The organism is Enterobacter sp. SGAir0187 (assembly GCF_002952735.2).
In the GTDB taxonomy this organism is placed as follows: domain Bacteria; phylum Pseudomonadota; class Gammaproteobacteria; order Enterobacterales; family Enterobacteriaceae; genus Enterobacter; species Enterobacter quasiroggenkampii.
In genome coordinates this window covers 4,786,058-4,805,786 of record NZ_CP025034.2, presented here as the reverse complement: position 1 = coordinate 4,805,786, position 19,729 = coordinate 4,786,058, and the positions used below count along the sequence as shown (strand labels likewise).

22 protein-coding genes and 1 pseudogene are annotated in these 19,729 nt (G+C 51.9%); 1 reads left to right on the top strand and 22 read right to left on the bottom strand.

What is annotated here, in order from left to right; all coding sequences use genetic code 11:
• Positions 1-69: 69 nt before the first annotated feature.
• Positions 70-432, top strand: a complete 363-nt coding sequence (locus CWR52_RS23005; protein WP_064790994.1) for a hypothetical protein — start codon at positions 70-72, stop codon at positions 430-432.
• Here the strand turns inward: CWR52_RS23005 and CWR52_RS23000 are convergent.
• The 22 genes and pseudogenes from CWR52_RS23000 to CWR52_RS22895 all read right to left on the bottom strand — a co-directional run bounded on the left by CWR52_RS23000 (position 397) and on the right by CWR52_RS22895 (position 19,728).
• Complete coding sequence (locus CWR52_RS23000; RefSeq protein WP_104948410.1) at positions 397-1,038, bottom strand: hypothetical protein; 642 nt, start codon at positions 1,036-1,038, stop codon at positions 397-399. The two genes, CWR52_RS23005 and CWR52_RS23000, sit on opposite strands and share 36 nt — an antisense overlap.
• Positions 1,035-1,343, bottom strand: a complete 309-nt coding sequence (locus tag CWR52_RS22995; protein ID WP_047749202.1) for a hypothetical protein — start codon at positions 1,341-1,343, stop codon at positions 1,035-1,037. Before CWR52_RS22995 ends, CWR52_RS23000 begins: the two co-directional genes overlap by 4 nt.
• Positions 1,337-4,776: pseudogene (locus CWR52_RS22990) on the bottom strand (host specificity protein J). Before CWR52_RS22990 ends, CWR52_RS22995 begins: the two are co-directional and overlap by 7 nt.
• Positions 4,777-4,829: 53 nt before the next feature.
• Positions 4,830-5,546, bottom strand: a complete 717-nt coding sequence (locus tag CWR52_RS22985) for a YnfC family lipoprotein (protein ID WP_104948409.1) — start codon at positions 5,544-5,546, stop codon at positions 4,830-4,832.
• Positions 5,547-5,599: 53 nt separating this feature from the next.
• A complete protein-coding gene (locus CWR52_RS22980) occupies positions 5,600-6,190 on the bottom strand; it encodes a tail assembly protein (RefSeq protein ID WP_104948408.1) in 591 nt (196 codons plus the stop codon).
• Positions 6,190-6,912 (bottom strand): C40 family peptidase, encoded by a 723-nt coding sequence (locus tag CWR52_RS22975; protein WP_104950869.1) that lies wholly within the window; start codon positions 6,910-6,912, stop codon positions 6,190-6,192. The genes CWR52_RS22980 and CWR52_RS22975 overlap by 1 nt, the downstream gene beginning before the upstream one ends.
• Before the next feature lies 1 nt (position 6,913).
• On the bottom strand, positions 6,914-7,669 hold the full coding sequence (locus tag CWR52_RS22970; RefSeq protein WP_104948407.1) for a phage minor tail protein L: 756 nt from the start codon (positions 7,667-7,669) through the stop codon (positions 6,914-6,916).
• Positions 7,666-8,013, bottom strand: coding sequence for a phage tail protein (locus CWR52_RS22965; RefSeq protein WP_047647960.1), 348 nt, complete (start codon positions 8,011-8,013; stop codon positions 7,666-7,668). Before CWR52_RS22965 ends, CWR52_RS22970 begins: the two co-directional genes overlap by 4 nt.
• 54 nt (positions 8,014-8,067) lie before the next feature.
• The gene (locus tag CWR52_RS22960; RefSeq protein ID WP_348982981.1) at positions 8,068-8,853 is read right to left on the bottom strand and encodes a DUF6694 family lipoprotein; all 786 of its coding nucleotides are present in this window, start codon (positions 8,851-8,853) and stop codon (positions 8,068-8,070) included.
• 94 nt (positions 8,854-8,947) lie between these two features.
• On the bottom strand, positions 8,948-11,860 hold the full coding sequence (locus tag CWR52_RS22955; RefSeq protein ID WP_104948405.1) for a phage tail tape measure protein: 2,913 nt from the start codon (positions 11,858-11,860) through the stop codon (positions 8,948-8,950).
• Positions 11,857-12,075 carry a DUF1799 domain-containing protein gene (locus tag CWR52_RS22950; RefSeq protein WP_025913014.1) on the bottom strand — a complete coding sequence of 73 codons (219 nt, stop codon included), beginning with the start codon at positions 12,073-12,075 and terminating at the stop codon, positions 11,857-11,859. The genes CWR52_RS22955 and CWR52_RS22950 overlap by 4 nt, the downstream gene beginning before the upstream one ends.
• Before the next feature lie 92 nt (positions 12,076-12,167).
• The gene (locus tag CWR52_RS22945; protein ID WP_104950868.1) at positions 12,168-12,479 is read right to left on the bottom strand and encodes a phage tail assembly chaperone; all 312 of its coding nucleotides are present in this window, start codon (positions 12,477-12,479) and stop codon (positions 12,168-12,170) included.
• A gap of 64 nt (positions 12,480-12,543) precedes the next feature.
• Complete coding sequence (locus CWR52_RS22940) at positions 12,544-13,215, bottom strand: phage tail protein (RefSeq protein ID WP_046092062.1); 672 nt, start codon at positions 13,213-13,215, stop codon at positions 12,544-12,546.
• 66 nt (positions 13,216-13,281) lie between these two features.
• Entirely contained in the window at positions 13,282-13,692 is a 411-nt protein-coding gene (locus CWR52_RS22935) for a DUF4128 domain-containing protein (protein ID WP_104950867.1), read from the bottom strand.
• Positions 13,689-14,273, bottom strand: coding sequence for a hypothetical protein (locus CWR52_RS22930; protein WP_104948403.1), 585 nt, complete (start codon positions 14,271-14,273; stop codon positions 13,689-13,691). The genes CWR52_RS22935 and CWR52_RS22930 overlap by 4 nt, the downstream gene beginning before the upstream one ends.
• 1 nt (position 14,274) lies before the next feature.
• The gene (locus CWR52_RS22925) at positions 14,275-14,625 is read right to left on the bottom strand and encodes a hypothetical protein (RefSeq protein WP_046092059.1); all 351 of its coding nucleotides are present in this window, start codon (positions 14,623-14,625) and stop codon (positions 14,275-14,277) included.
• Positions 14,625-15,107: a DnaT-like ssDNA-binding protein gene (locus tag CWR52_RS22920; protein WP_046092058.1), complete on the bottom strand. Its 483-nt coding sequence runs from the start codon at positions 15,105-15,107 to the stop codon at positions 14,625-14,627. Before CWR52_RS22920 ends, CWR52_RS22925 begins: the two co-directional genes overlap by 1 nt.
• Positions 15,108-15,143: 36 nt before the next feature.
• Positions 15,144-15,416, bottom strand: a complete 273-nt coding sequence (locus tag CWR52_RS23285; protein ID WP_126300752.1) for an Ig-like domain-containing protein — start codon at positions 15,414-15,416, stop codon at positions 15,144-15,146.
• A gap of 8 nt (positions 15,417-15,424) precedes the next feature.
• Complete coding sequence (locus CWR52_RS22910) at positions 15,425-16,378, bottom strand: major capsid protein (protein WP_046092056.1); 954 nt, start codon at positions 16,376-16,378, stop codon at positions 15,425-15,427.
• A gap of 11 nt (positions 16,379-16,389) precedes the next feature.
• Positions 16,390-17,160 (bottom strand): hypothetical protein, encoded by a 771-nt coding sequence (locus CWR52_RS22905; RefSeq protein ID WP_104950866.1) that lies wholly within the window; start codon positions 17,158-17,160, stop codon positions 16,390-16,392.
• 80 nt (positions 17,161-17,240) lie between these two features.
• Entirely contained in the window at positions 17,241-18,338 is a 1,098-nt protein-coding gene (locus tag CWR52_RS22900) for a hypothetical protein (protein ID WP_104950865.1), read from the bottom strand.
• A 1-nt stretch (position 18,339) separates the two neighbouring features.
• Entirely contained in the window at positions 18,340-19,728 is a 1,389-nt protein-coding gene (locus tag CWR52_RS22895; protein ID WP_104950864.1) for a DUF4055 domain-containing protein, read from the bottom strand.
• Between the last annotated feature and the right edge of the window lies 1 nt (position 19,729).

Below are 19,729 nucleotides of genomic sequence, written 5' to 3'. Positions count from 1 at the left end.
CTCTTATCAATCTGACTAATTTTTAAACTCGAATAAAATGGATATTCCCGCAGATACAGGAATGTAGAAATGAAACGATTATTTGCCGTGGCACTTTTGCTGGCGGCTGGCTGTGCCAATAAAGACAGAGACTATGCCTTTAAAATGGATTACCCGGTGGATGCGGCGCGCTTATCTCTGGGGGGAGATATTCACGTAAATATCGACTGCGCCACGAGGGAAGTTAACGTAATTTCAGACAGCAGCAATGGCATTTTCAGCCGACATATAAATAAGCGGCTAAGCAATATCTGTTATAAGAAAACGGATAAGCTTGATGTCGTATACCGCTTCGAACCTGCAAAAGGTGTGAAGCAAAACATGATCGCTACTCAATACCCGCGCGTCCCGCCCGTATCAAATTCCGACAAACTGAGCGATGGGAATTCGTAGCCCTCGCCCCTGAAGTGTCTGGCTCCAGTTGCGCTGATTTTTTGTGATGTACCTCCCCTGCAGCTGTGAGCCTGTCCATTTGAGTACGATTCCTGAATAACCAACGACAGTTCCGTCGTCGCTGAGGTTGCCTGGGCAGTTGTTAACCAGAATCCACGGATTAAAACCCAGGTTTATCGCAAAGGTATTGTTCTGCAGATCGTAATTGGTAGGCACGTCGAAAAAGCCCACCACGCGCGGCATTTTCGATGCCGAGGCGGCGCTCCAGATAAGATTCCCCGCGCTGTCGAAGACATCCAGATATCCGCTCTGCATTCCAACGTTTCTGGACGTGCGTATCATGCTGCCCGCATTGTCTTCCAGAAGGTCAGCTCCTGGTAAGCCATACTTATTAGTATCCAGCTGCAGCCAGCGCAAATTCCCATCATTCCAGAATTGCGGCTGGGTAATACCCAGAGTGCTTCCGTTTCCGAAAGGGCTATCCACGCGGTAATAACCTTTGTCAGTCACTGCACCGAGCGCACGCTGATCATAAAAAAGTGTCGACCTGTTTTGTGAATCAACCAGCAATTTTCCAGCGCTGTTATAAACTTCGAATCCACTCATTGAAAGTTATAAACCTCCATATTAAGAGTTATCGAAATACTGCCGCCGCTCGGTAAATAAAAAACGGTAAAGCCACCATTAAAAGCCCGGCAATAATATTCATTTATTACTCCTGCCGAACTCGCCGATACGATTGATATAAATGACCCGTCCTGCGTTACCCCGGAAAAGGAAACGTCCTTAGCCGTTTCCCCCGCCGCAAATGTTACGGACGTGCTTCCAATATACCGGATAGCATAATCACTTAAATCAACGGCAATACGCCCGGCGCCGTCCCAGCATTGCAAACCCTGTGGCATTACCATAACCCCATTCTGACGCGCAGCACGTTGTTGCTGTCGTAGATTTGAATGAGAGTGCTAGATATCAGCATCCTACCGCCCCCGGCCACTCCGTTAATTTCGAACGTTCCTCCCTTATCAAGCTTCCAGCCTGCAGATCCAACCACATAATTATTCGACTGGATATAGTTGCCGATTTTGGCGTTCTCAATGGTACCATCCTGGATGAAGCTGGCCCTGATGAACGTCTGCCCGTTCTGGATCACAAATGGCAACGCCACGCTGTTTCCGGCAGCAGTGGTAACGGCAAAACGATCAGCAAGGAAAATAACCTGTGACTGCATGCCGGATGGCGTATTCTCCACCCCGATCCCCATGCCTGCGGCGTAATACTGGCCATTACTCGTTACCCCAACCTTGATGTTGTACATCGCGCTGAGTTGGCCGTTTACGTTCGCAATGGCCTGGGCGTTCGTTGTTATCGCCGCCGTATTACCGTTTATGGTCGCAGTGATGGCGTTTATCTGCGTCGCCGTGGCCTGCTGATAATTCGAAACCGTCTGGCTCAGACTGTTGATGGATGCCGTATTGCCGTTGACGTTCGTCTGCAGGCTCAGCAATGCGCGTGCCGTTGCCTCCCTGTCAGTGACGATCACCTCATCGATGCGGTCCAGCTGCGCGCTGTTACCGGCAACCGAAGCCGACAGGGTTTTACGCGTGGCCACTTGGGCGAGATTGGCCTGGATTATCGCAATTGCCGAGTTCTTCACACCTCCTGTCATGCCGTCCATCGAGACAGAAATCTCGTCTATCTTCACTTCGGCCTGTGCCAGCCCGTCAGCGCTCTCCTGGATGTCTTTCGCCTGCTGCTCGAGTTCGTCAGCATGGTTTTTGATTTCGTCAGCCATGCCAGCAATTTTTTCGTTGCTGTCCACCGCGTTCTCGATCAGGTCCTTGAAGGTATCCGAGTCTTTAATTTCCTCCAGTATCACATCGGTGATGTCGGAAACATCAATACTGGCCTGTCCTCGCACCCATTCTGTGTACCCTGATTCGTTGCCGCTGCGGTCCACCAACTGCGCGCGGTACCAGAAAATCTGCCCAGCCTTAAGGCCCATCTGCTGATATTTGCGCTGCGGGTAAGGCACATCGGCCAGCAGCATCGCATCTTCTTCGGTCCCGGTGAGGCTGTACTGAATTTCCGTCTTCAGCGTGTCGTCGGTATTCGCCGGGAATCCCCAGTTGAGCTCGATACCGAACACCACGCTTTCAGAAGCGATGAAGCCAACCGGCTTCGGTGGATTGCCCACTTTACCCGTCAGCGTTTTCTCTTCTGAATATCCCCATCCTGAGGAAATTTCAGCGGCATTGATTGCACGCACGCGCACCAGGTAGCGCCCGGCATAAATCCCCGGGACGTCGAATGATGTGGTGGAGCTGCGCGGCACGTTAACCCAGTTCCCGTCGTTGCGGCGCCATTGCGCCTCATAGGCGATGGCATTTTGTGCCTGGTCCCAGCTTACGCGCATGGTTTCGACGCTGATATTTTGCTGAATCACCGAAAACGAGCTGATCGCGATATTGGCTGGCTGCAACTGGTTACCTGGAGGAATGATACTCACCGGCCGCTGATCAATGATGGCACCCGTATCGATTCGGGCATATTTATCCGGATTATGATTTGCCCCCGCGATGGTATATGTCCCGTCATTGTTATCGGTGACACTAATTACCCTGTACTGCTGCGCATAAAGTTCGTCAGATTCAATAACCCATACAGCCTCAGCCTGCGGAAGTTCACTAAAGGCGGTTGTCACGGTAACGATTTCACCGGACAGGGACTGTATCGTTCGGGATTGGGTGATACCCGACGGCAGGTTTACCATTATCCTGTCACCGGCCTTAGCACTTGGAACCCGGTCAAGTTTGAGTACACGACGATTAACCGCGGATAATCGACCGCCTAAATCTCTTCCTGAAAGATTTCGGTCAGAAACAGCAATAATGTAGCCAGGCTGAGGGATATTGCCGTCCAGACCAACGTCAAACGTTACAATCCTATCTTTATTGTTGGTCAGGATCCCCCAGCGCCCTTTTCTGTTAGCCTCTGACTGCCGGGTGCAACCGATGGCGGTAATCTCAAGCTGGTTGAAACCATAGCGCGCCACCAAAGCCTGCTCGAAGACGGGCTCCATTGCATCAGCATACCCATTTGCCGGATCAGACCAGGATACAAGAGCGTTTGTATAGCGACTTATGGTTGTGCTGCTGGAATATACGAATTTGCCGTCGACAACGTTAGCATGCGTGTAGGTAAAATCGACATCTCTGGGCATGTCTGCAAGGGCAACAATCTGGTCGTCTCCCCAGTAGGTCATGCCTCGAAAAATGGCGGCGAAGTCACGCAGGACGGTGTAAGCGTCATTCCGATCCTGAATGTATACGTTGCAGATGTAACGAGGTTCAGTTCCGCTACCCCCCTTACCATCCGGTACCGGTTGATCACAATATTGAGCGACCTGATAAAGCGTCCATTTGTCGATATTGGCTGCCGTTAGCCGATTACCAAGGCCGAAGCGGTCAGTGACCACCAGATCGTAAAATATCCACGCAGGGTTGTCCGTCCATGCCCACTTAAATGCGCCCGTCCAGGTGCCGTTGTACGTTCGTGTTTCGGGGTCATAGTTATCGGGCACACGAATAACACGCCCGCGGGGCTCGCAGGAAATTTGCGGAATTGAGCCATTGAACTGGCTCGAGTCAAATTCAATGTACAATAGCGCAGTGTTCGGATATCGCAGTTTGGCGTCAATTACTTCTGTAAAGCTTTGCAGCGTCATCGTGTCGCCAATCTTCGCGCTATTGGCATCGGCTGTAATTTTTCGCAGCCTGATGGTCCAGGTGCTGCCCGCCTGAGGTAAATCAATACGGTGGCTGCGTTCATAACCAGAGGTGGTTTTCCCGGTCACGCTGGTATTTAGCACCGTCTGCCAGGTGCCGCCATCTGTCTGCAGGTCAATTGCGTAGTTGACCGAATAGCCAACCAGATCGCCATCGTCCTCCTGTTTGAAGAGAGAAGGCCATTTTAGACGCAGGCGAACAGCTGAAAGCTGCGTATTGGTGAACGTGCGCGTCCACGCTGAAGAGCTGGAAACTTCGGTACCTACATTGATTTCGTTTTCAGTACCTGGGATCCCTTGAATGTATTTTTGCGCCTGAGTTCCAGAACGAAACTCCCAAGCCACACCGCTGAAGTTCTGTGAACCATCTGAATTCTCAAGTGCGGTGCCATCGAGATAAATATCGCGCGCAGTGAGGCCACCAGCAAACTCCCCTCTCCCAGCGCGAGAAGGATTTTTGCCTTGGCTACTGACTGCAGATCGTCTGGCTGTTCTGTAGGAGTTCTTGAGCTTGAACTGCCGCCCTTGCGGCCTTTAATAGCGGTTGCTATAGCCATATTGCGCCCATAAAAAAAGCCACCCGGAGGTGGCTTATTGAAATGTATTTAATCTAGTAGAATTCAACTTTCGTATTCGCTGTCATTAGTACTGGCTTCGGCACAGGATTCCCTGCGCTCTGCATTGTTACTTTACATATTTCAGGGACAAGCTTTTCACTATAATGACAAGTATTCGTTGCTGTATAACCTTCCGAGTAAACTGATGTGTTTATGATTTTATAATCAAGAGGCTTCCTGTCCTTATCAACATAAGATATTTCGTTTTTAGAGAGAATCTTTCCAGAACCATAAAACTCAGAACGTATCAAATTAGAACTATCATCATAAAAATGCTCAGATATTTTCTTACCCAAATAATAAGTATCTTTAATTAATCCATTCGAGTAAAGACTATATCGCAACTCGTCACCATTTTCATTTTTACTCAAAATATTACATTTTTCATCGAGCTGTATAGAGAAAGGTTTACCATCTCTCTGTCCAACAAGACTTCCATTGCTATTTTTTAGATTTGTTTCATGACCAGACGAAACGTTGTCAAGATCTAAGCTTTCGACACAACCATTCTTAGCCAGTCTGATGGCGATTTTATAAGTGACCTTACCATTTTCTTCAACATCAGTATCTAATGATTTGACAGCTCCTTTAACGGGATTGAAATCAAACATAGTAGATAAATTATAGAGGAGAGGTATGTAATGGTTATCAGCTAAAGCCATGCCTGAAAATAAGGAAGTACAAAGGAAAAGAGTAGATATTTTTTTCATTTTTGAATCTATGCTCAAGTTACCCCATATTAAGTAAGCCCATTACAGCATGCTTATTGCTGATCTTCAACATAGATACCGGCGGAGATGATCGCGCCACCTATACGGCGCCGACCATACAAGAGTGGTACCGGATTGCCCTGAGCTGTCGTATTTGTTACTCCACCAAAGGCATAACTGGCCTTGTTGTCTGCCGATTGCTTGCTGGCTAGCCCTGTTGTCTGTGGAGATAGCATTTGTACGGCACCGCCAAGGGCCATCGCAGCGCCAAATTGCATTAGAGGAACGCCAACAGCACCACCGCCAAAGTATGACGCCACAGCACCAACTGCGACCAAAGCCACACCTAAGATGGTCTGGAATATTCCACCACGTTTACTCCCGAGGATAACCGGCGCGATACGGATATCAGCGGTACTCAGATCCATAGAGAGTTCATCATCGTTCAGGTTACGCTTTCCACTGAATACAGCGTAAGTAAGCCCGCGCTGCTTACTGGTATTCAAAAAACGCTCGAAGCCTGGCACGATAACGCACAATGCGCGGATGGCTTCTTTTGGTGAGGCTACCGAAAGTTGGAATTCGCGGCCAAACGTACTACCAAGAACACCGTACAGGCGAACAGTACGGACGGATTCGCACATTATCCCTCCTGCATGATTAGGCTTTTATGCCTGACAATTTTCATGGTTCTCTCCATCCAGTAACCTCCATATGGCACACGTTGACTGAGGTGACCATAAAGATGATGGAGAAGCATGTTCCCCTCCAGCAAGATCCCTGAATGGTTCCACTTATTCGATTCCACCTGCATGATGATCAAATCGCCCGGCATTGGTGATCCACTGAATTCTCGGAACCCACATTCGTACCAGCAATCCTGATAGAAATTATCCGAATAGGAGTCCTCCCACCACGGATAATCAACACGGTAATCCTGAAGTTCGACATCATGCTCCTGTCGGAAATAGCTCATCACCAGCCCCCAACAGTCGTAGTGTCCGAGCACAAACGGGCGCCCGAGCAACGGCAATTCACCTCGGGGAGTAATGGTACGAAAGTCTCCTTCAGGCCAACTGACAATATGCCAGGGCAGCAACGTTGCATCGCATTGAGCCTTGTCCAGTTCGCTTGGTTGGGTCGTCGCGTCAGGGTGACTATGTACGATTCCCGTTATCGTCCCCCAGTCTTCAGCAGCGGCGTAATCCTCTGGTGAAAGGTGAAACTGTTCCGTTGGTTCAGCAGCCAGATTACGGCATGGGAAATAGCGTTCCACCCGGCTTTTCTGCGCTATCACGCCGCAGCATTCGTGGGGATAGTCTTTCGCAGCATGCGCCAGGATGTCCTGAATTGTTTTCTGACGCATGTTAACTCCTGATCAAAGATGTTCCTGGAAAACCACCGAAAGGAAGTTCATTGTGTTCACCAAACCGAAGCTTGCATGCGGTGAGCGTGCCGTTGCATTCATCCAATGAGGGATCGCTTACCGGATTGTTGTTTCTGTCGAAGTAAAGCGTGCCGGCATAATCGCACCCATCGCCGGTGCGGTACCTATTCCGAATGCACCATGTGCAAAGGGAATGCAGCTGTCTGGTCGGAATCATCAATCCCTGCAGATCCATCGGGCTGGTAAGAACAAACTCGATACTTTCACCGGGAAGCTCGCTATTTTTACCGTCGATATAGAAAACCCGCTTTCTCACCTGCAAGGGATCTGCTGTTGGATTTCCATCAGGGAAATTGCGCTCATCCAGGTAATGCGCAAAAGTGTCATGAATCGTAACTTTGGCCTGCAGCATATCGTCATAGGCCAGACAGAGCGCAGTGATAGAGCTGTCAATGTTGGCAACGGTGAGCGTCGGCTGGGCGCTGCTGCCATCGGTTGAAGCTTCCAGTCCCTCGAGCTTATATGGCCAGGCACCATACTCTTCGCCCTGCCACCAGATACTCTTCGCCTTTAACTTTGATTCGTCGCCACCAGCAGCCGCAATCTCTTCTTCAGTATGCGGGAGGTTATAAGCGTGAAAGCGCAGAACGTCGTCCAGACCAAACGCAGAACCGTCTACCTCAAGAAGACGTATTTTTTCACCAGGTTCGAGGCGTTGATAATCTTCAGTAATCATGGTGCGTATGCCTGTTTGAAGATTGCTTTTATGGTCATCACTTTGCTGGATAGCGGCTGGACTTTAATGGAATCAGCTTCAATCCGGTATAAACCGGTTTCGCCAACAGGAGACGTCCAGATAAAGGATTTTGTAATGTGCTTGCGGCAAAACCTCAGCGCATCGAGCATCTCAGTTTTTTTTCCCGTTAAGGTCATCGGCCATGACTGTTTTTCAGGGTTAATGCCTTCACCGGCGATCTGTTCAAAGCCGTCTCCAAAGGAAGCAGAGCGCGTTACGTAAATAAACTCCCCTTCCATGCCCGCCTGAATCTGGGTTCGCCAGATAAATGTTTCGATCGCCAACTTTCCTCCGGGTATAAAAAAACCCGCCGAAGCGGGTTAAGTAGATACGTCAGCTCAAAGGTATCTTTTCTTTAGATCTTCAAGCCTGCTGTTTTCTTGCTCTGTAAAGCCAGAAGCATCAAACATCGCTTCTTTATTTGCACCATTTACTCTCGTTACTGTAACTGTGAAGACCGCATCAGCTGGAGCATCAACCTGCCCCCATTCAGAAAACTTATTCGGAGCCAATGCCCAAGTAGCTTCTTCACCCGGTTCAAGCCCGCCAGCAATTTCGTAGTTAAAATCTTTTTCCAGCCATGGAACTGAACGTCCATCGCTGGCTATCACTCCATTGAAGTACACACGGGAAATAGCTTTATCAGTATTGTTTTTCACAACAAGGCGAATAATAGGTTGTGGCTTCCCATACTCTTCAGGTTCCAGGCTAAATCGAGATGATAGAATCTGTACTTTTTTGAGTTCTTCTTTGGCCTTCTCAGAGTCAGCTTTTTTCTGTTCAAGCTCTTTGATTTCCTGAATAGCCTGCTCTTTCTGCTTAAGTTCCCTCTCGGCAGTTACTTGCTGAGCATAAGAGATGATTTCCTCTCCAGTTTTGCCAGACAGGGGCTCGCGCATCTTCTTGCTTAGATCTTCTTTGTCACTTTCTGACGATGCTCGCATTAGGTCAGCCATATTAATGTTACTGAACGCTACGACCTTTAAAGCGCTATCAAATTCTTCCCGTTTATTTTCCGGAAGAGATTCTCTGACCTTGGCTATAGATGATTTCATTGCGTCATCAGTTGATGAGTCAATTTTAGGTTTATCGCACCCGGCTAATAAGAAGGAAAGAAATAACACACCTACAATTTTTTTTCATGTCCCTATTCCATCAGTAAAAATTGAGATTAATCCTATCAGGAATTGGCATAACGGCAAAATCTGCGGAGGCACTTTATCTTGATTTCGTTGCATTCCAGATGAGACCTCCAGGCTGGAGCTGTTTGGCTATACCTGCGCGTACTGACTGATCAATGGTCTGCTTGTAAGCCCGAGAAATGGCGTCACTGTCATCAGAAGCCTGCTGCTGAGTGTTCTGGTTATGAACGATCACGGACGTTTGAACGGTTACGCCGCCAGTTGCCGAAGATTGCAGCCCATACATCGGGGCGCGGCCAACATAACCGCCGTTTGCATACCCCTGAGCTCCACGCATAAGCGCATACAGATTGCCGACACCCAGTGCACGGGTCGCTTCCTTCGTAAATACAAACTCACCGCCGTGTACAACGCCTTTCGGTTGGTATTTACCGCCATCTCCCGTGTAGCCGCCTCCATCAAAACCTGGGACCAAACCACCACCTGAGAAACCAAAGAACGCGCCGATACCGGTTCCACCAAACGCTGACTTCATTCCATTAACCAGAGCCAGTTGGGTCAGCATCTGGGCGATGCCCTTGAGGAAAGTGGAAAGGAAATCTGAGAAGTTAGATTTACCTGTTGTGAAGAAATCAGTCAGGGTGCTGGCCATCCCGGTGAACGCGTTACTAGTAACCGTCTGCACCTGGGAGTAAACATTGGTCGCGCTGTCTTCGAAATCAGCCCATCCCTTTTTCGCGCCGGTCAGCCAGTCACCGCGTAGCTGATCCTCAGCATCATAGTAATCGTTAGCTGCCTTAAGCTGTTTCTGATATCCCTCTTCATCAAGCGAACCACCAGTATTTTTCCAGCCGGCGGCGAGCTGACTTTTTGCCAGCTCACGCTGCGCCTGGCGGTCACTCATCCCCGCGCCACCCAGTAATGCGGCCTGTTTCTCAGCCATCTGCGTGACGTATTTCTGCGAGGTATCTATGCGCTTATTAAGCAGTTCCTGCACGGAAATCTGATCACCCAACAGGGCTTTCTGCCGTGCCAACTGAAGCACCTGGTCTTTACTCGCCAGCAGGGATTGCTCCTGCTTTGTCAGTGAACGTGAACGCGAGGCCTCCTCCAGCACCTGAAATTTCGCTTCAGTCGTCCACAGTTCTTTGCGCTGCTGGCTGATAGTGTCGTTCAGCCCTTTATGCTGCTGTAGCGCGCGTAACTGTGCCTGAAGCGCCAGCAGCTCGGCCTGGGCAGCATCCGTTCTGCGATCGCCAGCCGAGAAAGTGCTCTGCTTTCCGGTTTTCGTCTTTTTGCCAAAAGAAGCGACTCCTTCCCGATCCTTCTGGGTGGTTGCGGTACTTATCTTTCTGGTCGTATCGAGGTATTTACCTGCGCTCATATCAGCCGCATCCCAGTCTTTTTTCAGCTGAGAAACACTGTCGCCATAAGCGCTGGCCATTTGTTCGTTATAGTCCTGCCATCCCTGCAAAGTATCCGTTTTCGCCCAGTCAGGAATGAGATTAATCGCAGCCGCGATAGAGGAAGAAATGATCTGGTTCAGCTTCTGGAAAACGATCGCAACGCTGTAATAAATTGCGTTGAATTCCTTCAGAGTGTTTGATGCCAGCTCAGCTACCCACTGACCGATACTCTGCATAGCCCCAGACGCCCAGCCCTTGATATCCAGCCACAGTCGTCCAAACGGTGTCAGCGAGTCGTAAGCCTGCTCTCCACGTTCTGCCATCGTATCGCCAAACAGGTCCATAGCCTGCGTAACGGCCGCTGTCTGGTCCTTTTGCTTCACCAGCTCATCAATGTGCTTAAGCTGCGAAACGGTCAGGAAATTATATTGTTCGTTGAGACTCTGCAGCGCTTTAACAGGATCTTTTTCGATGTCCTTATAGGCTTTGGTGATGTCCTGCGCTGAGACTATACCGGTCTGAACCGCCAGCGCCGTAGAGCCCGCTGCTTTTTCAAGTTGCTGCTGTGTCAGCGATCCCATGCCAACCAGCTCAGTCATCAAACTCTGAACGGTACCTACAGTAGCGCCAGTAGAGGCAGCAATAGACTGAGAGGAAGCCATAATCTGGAGCGCTGACGTGCCGGCAATATTGCCAGTCCTGATAATGGCCTTGTTGATTTCGTCGTAGGCGGTGAAGTAGTCCGCTCCCGCTTTTGCAGCAATCAGAACAGCACCGGCCAGGCCACCAATGGCCACTCGGGCAGGAGTCACCATCGACAACATCGCTTTCAGAGCATTGCCTACACCTCCAAACGAATCGCGCAGCTGGCCGCCCTGCTGAATGGCTACCATATAAACCGGCATACCAGACGCCAATGAAGTTACGATGTCGGTCATTTGCATTGGTAGATAACGCATCGCGTTGCGGTATTGCCCCGCGCTGATCGCTCCTGAATTCCACGCTTCCTCCTGCTCTTTCAGTCGGGCGATCATCGGTGCAGCACGATCGGACACGCCAAGTTGGGCTGCTTTTAGCTCTAATAGTTCTGCGCGCGTTTTTCCGATTGCTGTGACCTGCTCTTCCAGCGAATCGATAAAGGTTTTGCCCGCCGCAGCTGCACGCTGTGCTGCCTGTGCCTGTTCAATGCGAGCCCGCCCCTCTGCGGTCTCACACTCCATGACCTGCGCCAGTTTAGCTCGGGTCGTCTCAAGCACGCTGTTGTAGCGAGTAAAGTCTTCATCCCCTACCAGCCCTTTACCGCGAAACTTCGCCAGGCTCTCCTGGATCGTGTCCAGTTCATCCAGCGCCTTGTTTACCGGGCTAATTTTATTCAGCAGGTTCTGCAACTCCTGGCGCTGTTGCTTCAGACTTTCGCTGTTTTTCTTTTGGTTATCGATACCGGTGCGGAACGTACTGTTCAGGTCATCAGCTTTACCTGCCGCGGCGGTCGCGGTTTCCTGAAAGCGATCCAGTGCCTGATTACCGCGCTCCAGCTCACTGGTATTTACACGCAGGGAAATCGTGGCGATATCGTTACTCATTCCGCCCTCTCTTTATGCATAATTTTTAGCGCAGCACTTTCCATCACCCGGATGTCCGAAAGCGCGGTTGCCTCGTCGTCGACGTTGTGCAAACGCATCACCCAGGGCAAAACGTTATAGTCGAGCCCGGACGCGCCCCCCATTCCCGTTCGCCATTGCGTACTGACAGTCTGAAACACCAGGAATGAAGTCCATACATCTGGCCAGACGTCGATGTATTGATCGTCGTAATCATCCGGCGTAAGCCCGTATGGTGCTAGGTCTGCCGCTGTGGGTTCAGGCGTATAGAACGCAGAGGCAACCGCTATCAGTTTTTTTCGCGCTGCCCCATCAGCTCGCGGTAGTAGGTTTCCGGGATGGCCTTCATCGCCGCCGGATAGTTTTCCAGCAGCACCGACAGGTTTTCCGCGTTGAATGCATCCGGAAGTGCCCAGCCAGCAATGATTTCCATCAGAAAATCAGTGGCGGTTTTACCTTCGAGTTTTTCGAGGTCAGCCAGTTCTTTAAGTGGCTTGTGGTTGAACGTGAACGTCAACACGCCATCCTCAGCGCCAGCTCGGGGGATCGAGACATTGGCCTTGAATGTAGGTTTTGGCTGAAGGGAGAATTTGGTCGCCATCGATACCTCTTAACGAAAAAAGCCTCCATTATGGGAGGCATGGAATAGTGAAAGCTCTGACGGGTCAGGCGGCAGCGTCAGTTACCTTGTAGAACGTCATCGCCGGTGACTGCAGGTTCAGCACCACACTTACTGTCTCTACCTCGTTAACCGCAGTAGTTGGCGTATCGTCAAAGGACGCCGTGGCCGCCCAGTAACGGTTTTCCTTCGCCTTCGGCACGTACATGTAAGCCGCAACCGTCTCTTCGTCTTCGTCCAGTTGGCGCAGCAACGGATATACCGGGAGAGTTGAGTCGTGAGCGATCGAGTAGGTCTGAGAGACAGCGGATTTATAAGTATTCAGGTTGCGCTGGCGATCATCGCTCAGGAACTGAATCTGTGTGGTGTTCTGATCGCCACCAGATTTCGACACCTCAGTAATTTGCGGCAGCTCGGTCCATTCAAGCACCTTGCGGATCGAACCGGTACCGCCACCAGCGGCATATTTGTTTTTGTTGGTGGTATTGATATTGCGAAGAGTTACGGCGCTTTCGGCAATCGCATCAATTTTTGCAATGACGTTATCAACACCGGACCAGTTGCAGTTCACATGAACAATATCACCCACCTTGAGTGCGTCCGCTTCACTCACGGTGATCACCATATTTTCGGCGTTCGTCGCCCCGGTGAAAGTAATGGCTGGGCCATAACCCGATGCCAGATAGACGTGAGCGCCGTTAGGCAATGCAAAGCCCATATTGGTTACTCCTTTAGAAACGGGAAAACCGGCAAAGTGCCGGTCAGTTTTAGAAGGTTGCAAGGATTAGCTGGAGATATCAGCTCGATAATTGAGACTAACGGGAATGGTATAAGAGACAGATGTAGTGATCCCGCGGAAAACACCAGGCGTTTGATCTATCCAGCATGTAAAACCCCTGCCTTCAATCTCCTGCCCCTCGGGGAACAATTCAGCCACGCGATCAGCCAGGGCCACAACATCGGTACGGCCTGTGCCGGCTGGGGCCACAACGTTAATCTGGTATACACCTGAATAAATGCGGCAGCGCAATCCAAGGTCTACCGTACGCGGCGTGGCGGGCATGTCATGGACAGCAAGATAGAGCCCATCAGATGGCGGTGTGAAAGGCACGTTTTCCCAGGCAACTGGGATCCCTTCAGCATCAGCCCACTCGCCGAGCCTGGCGGCCAGCGCCGCCGCGATATCGGGAATCATTTAGTCACCTCCCCTACTGCATCCTCAAAAAATCGCTGAAACTCAGCAGCAGTAATGCGTACCATCCCTCCCGGAGCCTGGGAAGAGTGCCCCATCTCCAGTCGATACGCGTAAGGGACGTTGTTGCAGAAATAAATAGCCTTCATCCCGACTTTGAACAGCGACAGCGTGTAATTTCCTGCGGCTTTTGTCAGATTTCCGGTTTTATCGACACGTCCCGTTTCATCTGTGGTCGGTGCATCAAAAGACACCTGCCAGTTGCCCCGAAACCGTCCACCGGTATATCCGGGCGGCGCTTTGATATCCATCCCATCCACCAGTCGAGCCTTCTTCTTAAGTCGCCCGGTTTTAGTCAGATTATTAGGGTTCGATTTTTGCGCTTCGTTATGGTCGTATACCGCCTGATTGTAAGAGGCTGCCGTCTGGTTGATGCCCCAGAGTTCGGGGTTGCCGACAGGTGACATAATCACCAGTTGATTAAGGATCCGAATGCCGACAGCACGTACGACCGCTTCCTGATTCGCTTTGGCTTTGTCCACGAACGCGGTGATGGCAGCCGTGAACGCCTTATTATCGTCCATGTTATGCCCTCAACTGAGCTTTGTAGCAGAGCACCACAGCGCCCGGTTTCACGGGGTTTGGTTTAACTACGCGGTGGCTTACGCCGTCCACGTCGATCAGATCGCCGGTTTTAATGTCCTTCTCAGCACTGAAGACAATCCGTACATCACCGTTTTCAATGACGGTTCCATCAATTTCGCCTGGCGCGTAATCCGTCTTCACTCCTGTGGCGGTGAATTGGATATCCTCGGAACGATGCTCCACACCACCGATGACGATTAACGTGCCCTTACGCGTGACGTTGTATGCAATGCCGTTCTGCTTGAGCATACGAGTCGTTGTCGCCTGCATTCGCTGATAGTTGATGGCCATTACGCGCGCTCCGCGAAAGTATTGATTGCATATCCACGCCCACCAGCCAGGTTGCCGAGAATAGCCATTACCGCCGGGTAAGTTGGCGTAAACACCTCACCGTCGGCAACCGCATAAGTCATGGTTACGGCGCCTTCGACACGTTCGGTTTTAACCGCGGCCTCACGAACGCTTGAAAGCAAATCGCCATCAATCGCCTCGATAGCCAGCATGCATTGTGCGGTGATAACCTGCCGCGGCACCTGGTCGGGTGGGAAGTCGTGTCCATCCAGAATGACATTTGCGCGTGGCCAGGCCAGCGGCTGTCGAGGGTCTGCTTTGGAACCTACCCAATCAAGACCTTCCAGGTAGTCCATCGCCTTAATCAGTAATGGTGTGAGCTTTTCAGGCACCTCAACTCCTCTCAGCGTGGCAAATGACGCCAGTTCATCTTCGCTGGCGTAACTGTTAACGTCAGCGGCGGTGATATCAGTAATAATCATCTGAGCATCCGTTGAATGGGGCTTACGCCCCATCGGTTAGCCTGCAGCAGGTGCGATGAAGGTGATTTCCTCACTCGATTTAGCAACACCATCAACAGTACCAGTGACTGTTAAAGTACCTGCTGTATCAGAGGTAAGTTTGACCGTGGCCCCACCAGCAGAGCCGGTTTGAGAACTGGCAGTGCTGAGCGTGCCGCCGGTTGAATTCCAGGCAACGGTTTTGCCGGAAACACCTGCGCCGTTTAGCGTGTACTTCAGGGAAATGGTGACCGCATCGGTGCTGTCAGCGGTTGCGGAGGTTTTATCCACTGACAGCGTTACTCCCCCGCTGCGGATCCCAGTTTAATTAGTACACCAGCCGTCGATTTGTTGCTGGTGAAGTGCTTCTTCCAGTTACCTGCAGTGCCGATTTTGGTCAGGTCCGGGTTGTCGCCTTTGGAGGTATCCCAGCTGTAACCCAGCAAATCGACATTAACAACGCCTTCAGCACGGTAGCCGATCGCCAGGTTTTCCTGATCGTTGATGTCGTAGGAACGGAACCCCGGCGCCTGCGACTCGGTGACGGTAACCGCTCCGGCTACCAGCCCAAGGATCGCATCAGCGTCCATGGTGTCGGTCACAAGCACAGGTTTACCCAACGTACCCGGCTGCCCGCCGTAAACTACCACGCCAGCTTCTTCGTAGATTTTGTTGGCGATCGCCTCATCCACGATGTCGAAGTAAGTAGCGGAGTGCATAACGAAGAGCACGACACGGTTGAACTTGTCGCCGTACTTACGCAGGCCGCGCGTTAGAGTCTTCTTACCATCTGTTTCGATATCGGCGGTAACCACCATATCCGCGTTGGCGCCGATAGCTGCCGTAAGCGCCTTCAGGCCGTATTTCACGTAGCCTTCCAGCGTCGCGTCAGCCACATCAGTGCCGATCACTTCGGAGAACTCGTCAACCGAGCGGCCGCGCCGTTTAAACGCTTCTTCGGTAGTTTCGTATGGACCGTATTTCCACGGCGCTTTGACCGATACGGCTTCACCGGCGCCAATCTTCTTACCCGTCACCTTTTCGGTGGAGTTAACGTCACGCGATTCGATTGAGCCGCCCACTTTGTAGAAGGCACGCTTGCGGAAGTCGCCTTCAATCAGTTCGTTATCCAGCAGGATCGCGCCGTTGGAGGACGCGTTGAAAATTGCCAGGTTGTCCTGGCGACGCTCGAGGAAAGCGGTCTGCGCCAGATCGTCATAAATGATCAGGTCACTATTAACAGTGGTAGACATGGGTTAATCCCTTATTTCGGAAGTTTGAGGAAGGTCTGCTGGCCATGCTTGCGGATGTAGTCCGCTTTGTCGCTGGCGCTCATTTCGGAACGTTTCAGGCTGCCAACGCCGTTTGGTTTGTGTCCGCCCGCGCCGGTGCCTTCTGCGCGTGGGAACAGATGCGGAGCCGTCTCCTTAAGAGACTCCGCCCACTCAAGCGGGCTTAGTGGGGTTTTGCCGTCTTTACCGAACAGAACATCGCCATTTGCATCAACTGCTACGGCCTCGCCTTCGTCGTTGAGCTGGAATGTGCCTTTGGCACGCAGAATCAGATCGTCGGATGCTTCCGGCAGCGCGCCAGCTTTTGAGGCTGCTGCACGGATTGCATCGCCCAGAACTCGATCCCGGAATTTGTTGGAGAACGCTTCGGCTTTGTCCGCGCGTTCATTTGCGGCTTTAATCTGCTTATCAACGTCAGCACGCAGACGCTCGGTGCGCTTATCGAGCACCTCATCGATTTTTCCGGCGGCAATCAGCTTTGCCTCTTCGTCGTCGGAAAAACGCTGGAGAATGCCGCGCACAGCATCAGGATCGATACCATCGAAGCGTGACAAGGTTTCTTTTTGCTGCTTGATGGTACCCAGCAGCTCAGAGTTTTTCGATTTCAGGCCCGTGACTTCGCTGGTCACACGCTCATCAATCAGCTTCTGGATTTCTGGGGTGATTTCGATACCACCGCCACCGCTGCCCTCGCCGCCGCTTTCAGGTGCGTAATATTTCAGAAGCATGTTTCGAATTAACATAATTTCCCCTCGGGATTTTGCCGGGCCTCGCCCATAAAAAAGCCCCGGCGGATGCCAGGGCGTGGAGTAAGATGTGATTGTTAGTTGTCTGTGCCTGAGAACTGCTTCAGCCGTTCCAGGCTGATCCACTCGCCTTTGTCAGTGAACATATCAGCCAGGTCGATTTCACCCGCGCGGAACAGACGTCCACGCTCGGCACCCAGAACCTGATCCTGGCGTTGTGCCGACTGGCGCGCGAGCCATTCCAGATACGAGGTTTTAGCTGGCACCTGGCCATCCATGCTGGCACGAGTGCCCTCGTCCATCTCATCAATATCAATGCCGAGTTCGCGCCAAGACTTGAGAATCAGAGTTTCAGTAGAACGGCAGCAGAAATGAATCTTCCCGGGTCCCTGCAGGTAAGGCACCTTATGCCCGACCGGTTTGTTATCCAGGGTGTAACGCAGCAGGTCACGAATAATGCAGTCGTGGCTGGTTTTATTGTCCAGCGTAGACAGCCACTGTTTGCCTTTCACGATATCGCTGTTGGCACTGGTGAAGCTGTTGCGCGCTGTGGCAGCCAGATGATTCACAGCTGTTTTAGCGATGCTGGCGGCGTTTGCCCTGCTCATCTGCAGCGCCCCGTCGCGATAGTCTTTGTTGGCGTGGCCACGAACATTGCACGCGATAGTTTCTACCGTGTCGCCAGCAAGATACCCCCTGCGGACGGCGTTCACGATACGCGCCAGCCTGTCCGATTCCAGATTCTCCGCCCACTCACTCAGCAGCCGCCCCTGAAAGGGTTGCGCCATCGCCGCGGCATACACCATATCGGCGGTGATGCCCTGCAACGGATAGTGAGACAGGACCTGTGATGGCAGAAGGGAATCGAACAGGTTCAGCTGATAACTGGCTTCGTTCTTTGCCAGCGCCACCAGCTCACTCTCGAGCCCTGCCTGCATGGTGGCTACGGCCTGATGGTTAAGATCGCGCACGCTGCCCAGTAAACTCTGCAGGCGATTAACTGTGAAGCTCTCCGGCGGCAATCTGTCCAGCGCATCCAGCAGGCGTGCCGACAGTTCTGCGTCCGTCTCGCTGAGCAACTTCACCATCCGGTTTGCCACTCCAGTGGCGTAGCGGCTTAACCAAACGGAATGCGCGATAGATTCATCACGCAGGCTTTCGTTAATGGTGGGCATATCAGCCTCCCGTCAACGTTGGTGCCTGATTGCGAAGCGCATCAATAACCTCGTCCGGGCTGTCTGCCGGGTCAATGAGATCGAGCTTCTGCAGCGAGCGAATCATATCGCTATCGCGCAGCGCACCGGACTGCCAAGCGTTGACGATTGCCGTCACCATGCCAGACTCGGCAACCTTCGCTATGAATTCCTGATTGATGGTGTAACTCGTCGTTTCTCCCTTGATGCCGAGGTATTTCGCGCACCAGCCAAGTGCCAGCGTATAGGCCTCGGAAACGTTCGAGACGCAGATACCGAGCACCGACGTTGAGGATGTTTGCTCACCGCTCGCCTGGGTTGCCGTCTTCGCCGTGGCGTTCTGCTCAATCAGTCGGGCGCCCAGCTGCACCATGTAATCGCGTTTGCTGTCCATGGCCTCTTTAGCCAGCATGTTCGGCTGTGCCTGGGCATAACCAAACGAGCCCTCCTTGGGAAGCAAAAGCGGTGATCGGGAACCAATTTTCACGCCCTTCTTCTCGAGGTGATCGCGCCAGCCGGTATCGAGCCCAGTCATGTAGGGCTGCACCTGGCCACAGAACCAAACGCTGTCCTCATAGTCAGCGCTGTTTCGGTAATGACCGTGGTTTATCTCCACCAGCGCAGCCAGCGGTGAATCATCAATGGTAGGATCGTTGTTCTGGGCCCCGACGAATGTGAACGGGATTTCATCCCAGTAGTCCTTTCCTTTCGGCTTAGGGTGGTACTCACTGTCAACGGTGTAGGTTCCGCTTGCAGTGCCACCAGCCCGGCGCCATACCCGACAGATGAACCGCCCTTCTTCCAGCGCCAGCTCTCGGTACTGGATTTCATCCTTGTAAGCGTAACCATCCGGCTCTTCTACGCATTCACGAAGGACCACCAGCACCAGTTGATCGCGCCCATTGATACGCTTTGTTCGCCAGTTAGTGATGTTCTCTGCCGGATAGCGGAGGATGATCGCCTCATCGGAGGCTTCTGCGTAATCGACATAAAGCCCCTCTCGCGCAACTTCCAACACGTTCTCGGCCACCAACTGCGACTGCTGATAGATGCTGGTGCCGGCCCCGTCAGCATTGTCCAGCAGGTATTTCAGCTTTTCAGGACCGTTAAACGTGGGGTCCTTGCGATAAGCCATCCCAAGCATGCCGATCTTCGTATTGCCGGCAATGGCATAGAACACCGCGCGACTCAGATAGTCTTCGTTGCGTTTGCGGTTACGCGTGGATTTATCGGTTGGGTCGAGATACGGCAGATATTTATTACCCGCTGCCTTTACAGCCTCAGCTCCTTTGCAGAAGTCCCTGTATTTCCTCCAGGCAGCAGAAGCCGCCCGGTGTTCTGGTCGCACCCAGGTGATGTCGTGGTTTGCCATA

What these genes read in the sequence shown, in the direction of transcription:
- CWR52_RS22930 (WP_104948403.1), bottom strand. Translation starts at nt 14,273, where the DNA reads ATGGACGATAATAAGGCGTTCACGGCTGCCATCACCGCGTTCGTGGAC.
- CWR52_RS22940 (WP_046092062.1), bottom strand. Translation starts at nt 13,215, where the DNA reads ATGGGCTTTGCATTGCCTAACGGCGCTCACGTCTATCTGGCATCGGGT.
- CWR52_RS22970 (WP_104948407.1), bottom strand. Translation starts at nt 7,669, where the DNA reads ATGATTACTGAAGATTATCAACGCCTCGAACCTGGTGAAAAAATACGT.
- CWR52_RS22895 (WP_104950864.1), bottom strand. Translation starts at nt 19,728, where the DNA reads ATGGCAAACCACGACATCACCTGGGTGCGACCAGAACACCGGGCGGCT.
- CWR52_RS22900 (WP_104950865.1), bottom strand. Translation starts at nt 18,338, where the DNA reads ATGCCCACCATTAACGAAAGCCTGCGTGATGAATCTATCGCGCATTCC.
- CWR52_RS22985 (WP_104948409.1), bottom strand. Translation starts at nt 5,546, where the DNA reads ATGAAAAAAATATCTACTCTTTTCCTTTGTACTTCCTTATTTTCAGGC.
- CWR52_RS22905 (WP_104950866.1), bottom strand. Translation starts at nt 17,160, where the DNA reads ATGTTAATTCGAAACATGCTTCTGAAATATTACGCACCTGAAAGCGGC.
- CWR52_RS22980 (WP_104948408.1), bottom strand. Translation starts at nt 6,190, where the DNA reads ATGTGCGAATCCGTCCGTACTGTTCGCCTGTACGGTGTTCTTGGTAGT.
- CWR52_RS22920 (WP_046092058.1), bottom strand. Translation starts at nt 15,107, where the DNA reads ATGATTATTACTGATATCACCGCCGCTGACGTTAACAGTTACGCCAGC.
- CWR52_RS22955 (WP_104948405.1), bottom strand. Translation starts at nt 11,860, where the DNA reads ATGAGTAACGATATCGCCACGATTTCCCTGCGTGTAAATACCAGTGAG.
- CWR52_RS23005 (WP_064790994.1), top strand. Translation starts at nt 70, where the DNA reads ATGAAACGATTATTTGCCGTGGCACTTTTGCTGGCGGCTGGCTGTGCC.
- CWR52_RS22975 (WP_104950869.1), bottom strand. Translation starts at nt 6,912, where the DNA reads ATGCGTCAGAAAACAATTCAGGACATCCTGGCGCATGCTGCGAAAGAC.
- CWR52_RS22945 (WP_104950868.1), bottom strand. Translation starts at nt 12,479, where the DNA reads ATGGCGACCAAATTCTCCCTTCAGCCAAAACCTACATTCAAGGCCAAT.
- CWR52_RS22910 (WP_046092056.1), bottom strand. Translation starts at nt 16,378, where the DNA reads ATGTCTACCACTGTTAATAGTGACCTGATCATTTATGACGATCTGGCG.
- CWR52_RS22935 (WP_104950867.1), bottom strand. Translation starts at nt 13,692, where the DNA reads ATGATTCCCGATATCGCGGCGGCGCTGGCCGCCAGGCTCGGCGAGTGG.
- CWR52_RS23000 (WP_104948410.1), bottom strand. Translation starts at nt 1,038, where the DNA reads ATGAGTGGATTCGAAGTTTATAACAGCGCTGGAAAATTGCTGGTTGAT.
- CWR52_RS22925 (WP_046092059.1), bottom strand. Translation starts at nt 14,625, where the DNA reads ATGGCCATCAACTATCAGCGAATGCAGGCGACAACGACTCGTATGCTC.
- CWR52_RS22995 (WP_047749202.1), bottom strand. Translation starts at nt 1,343, where the DNA reads ATGGTAATGCCACAGGGTTTGCAATGCTGGGACGGCGCCGGGCGTATT.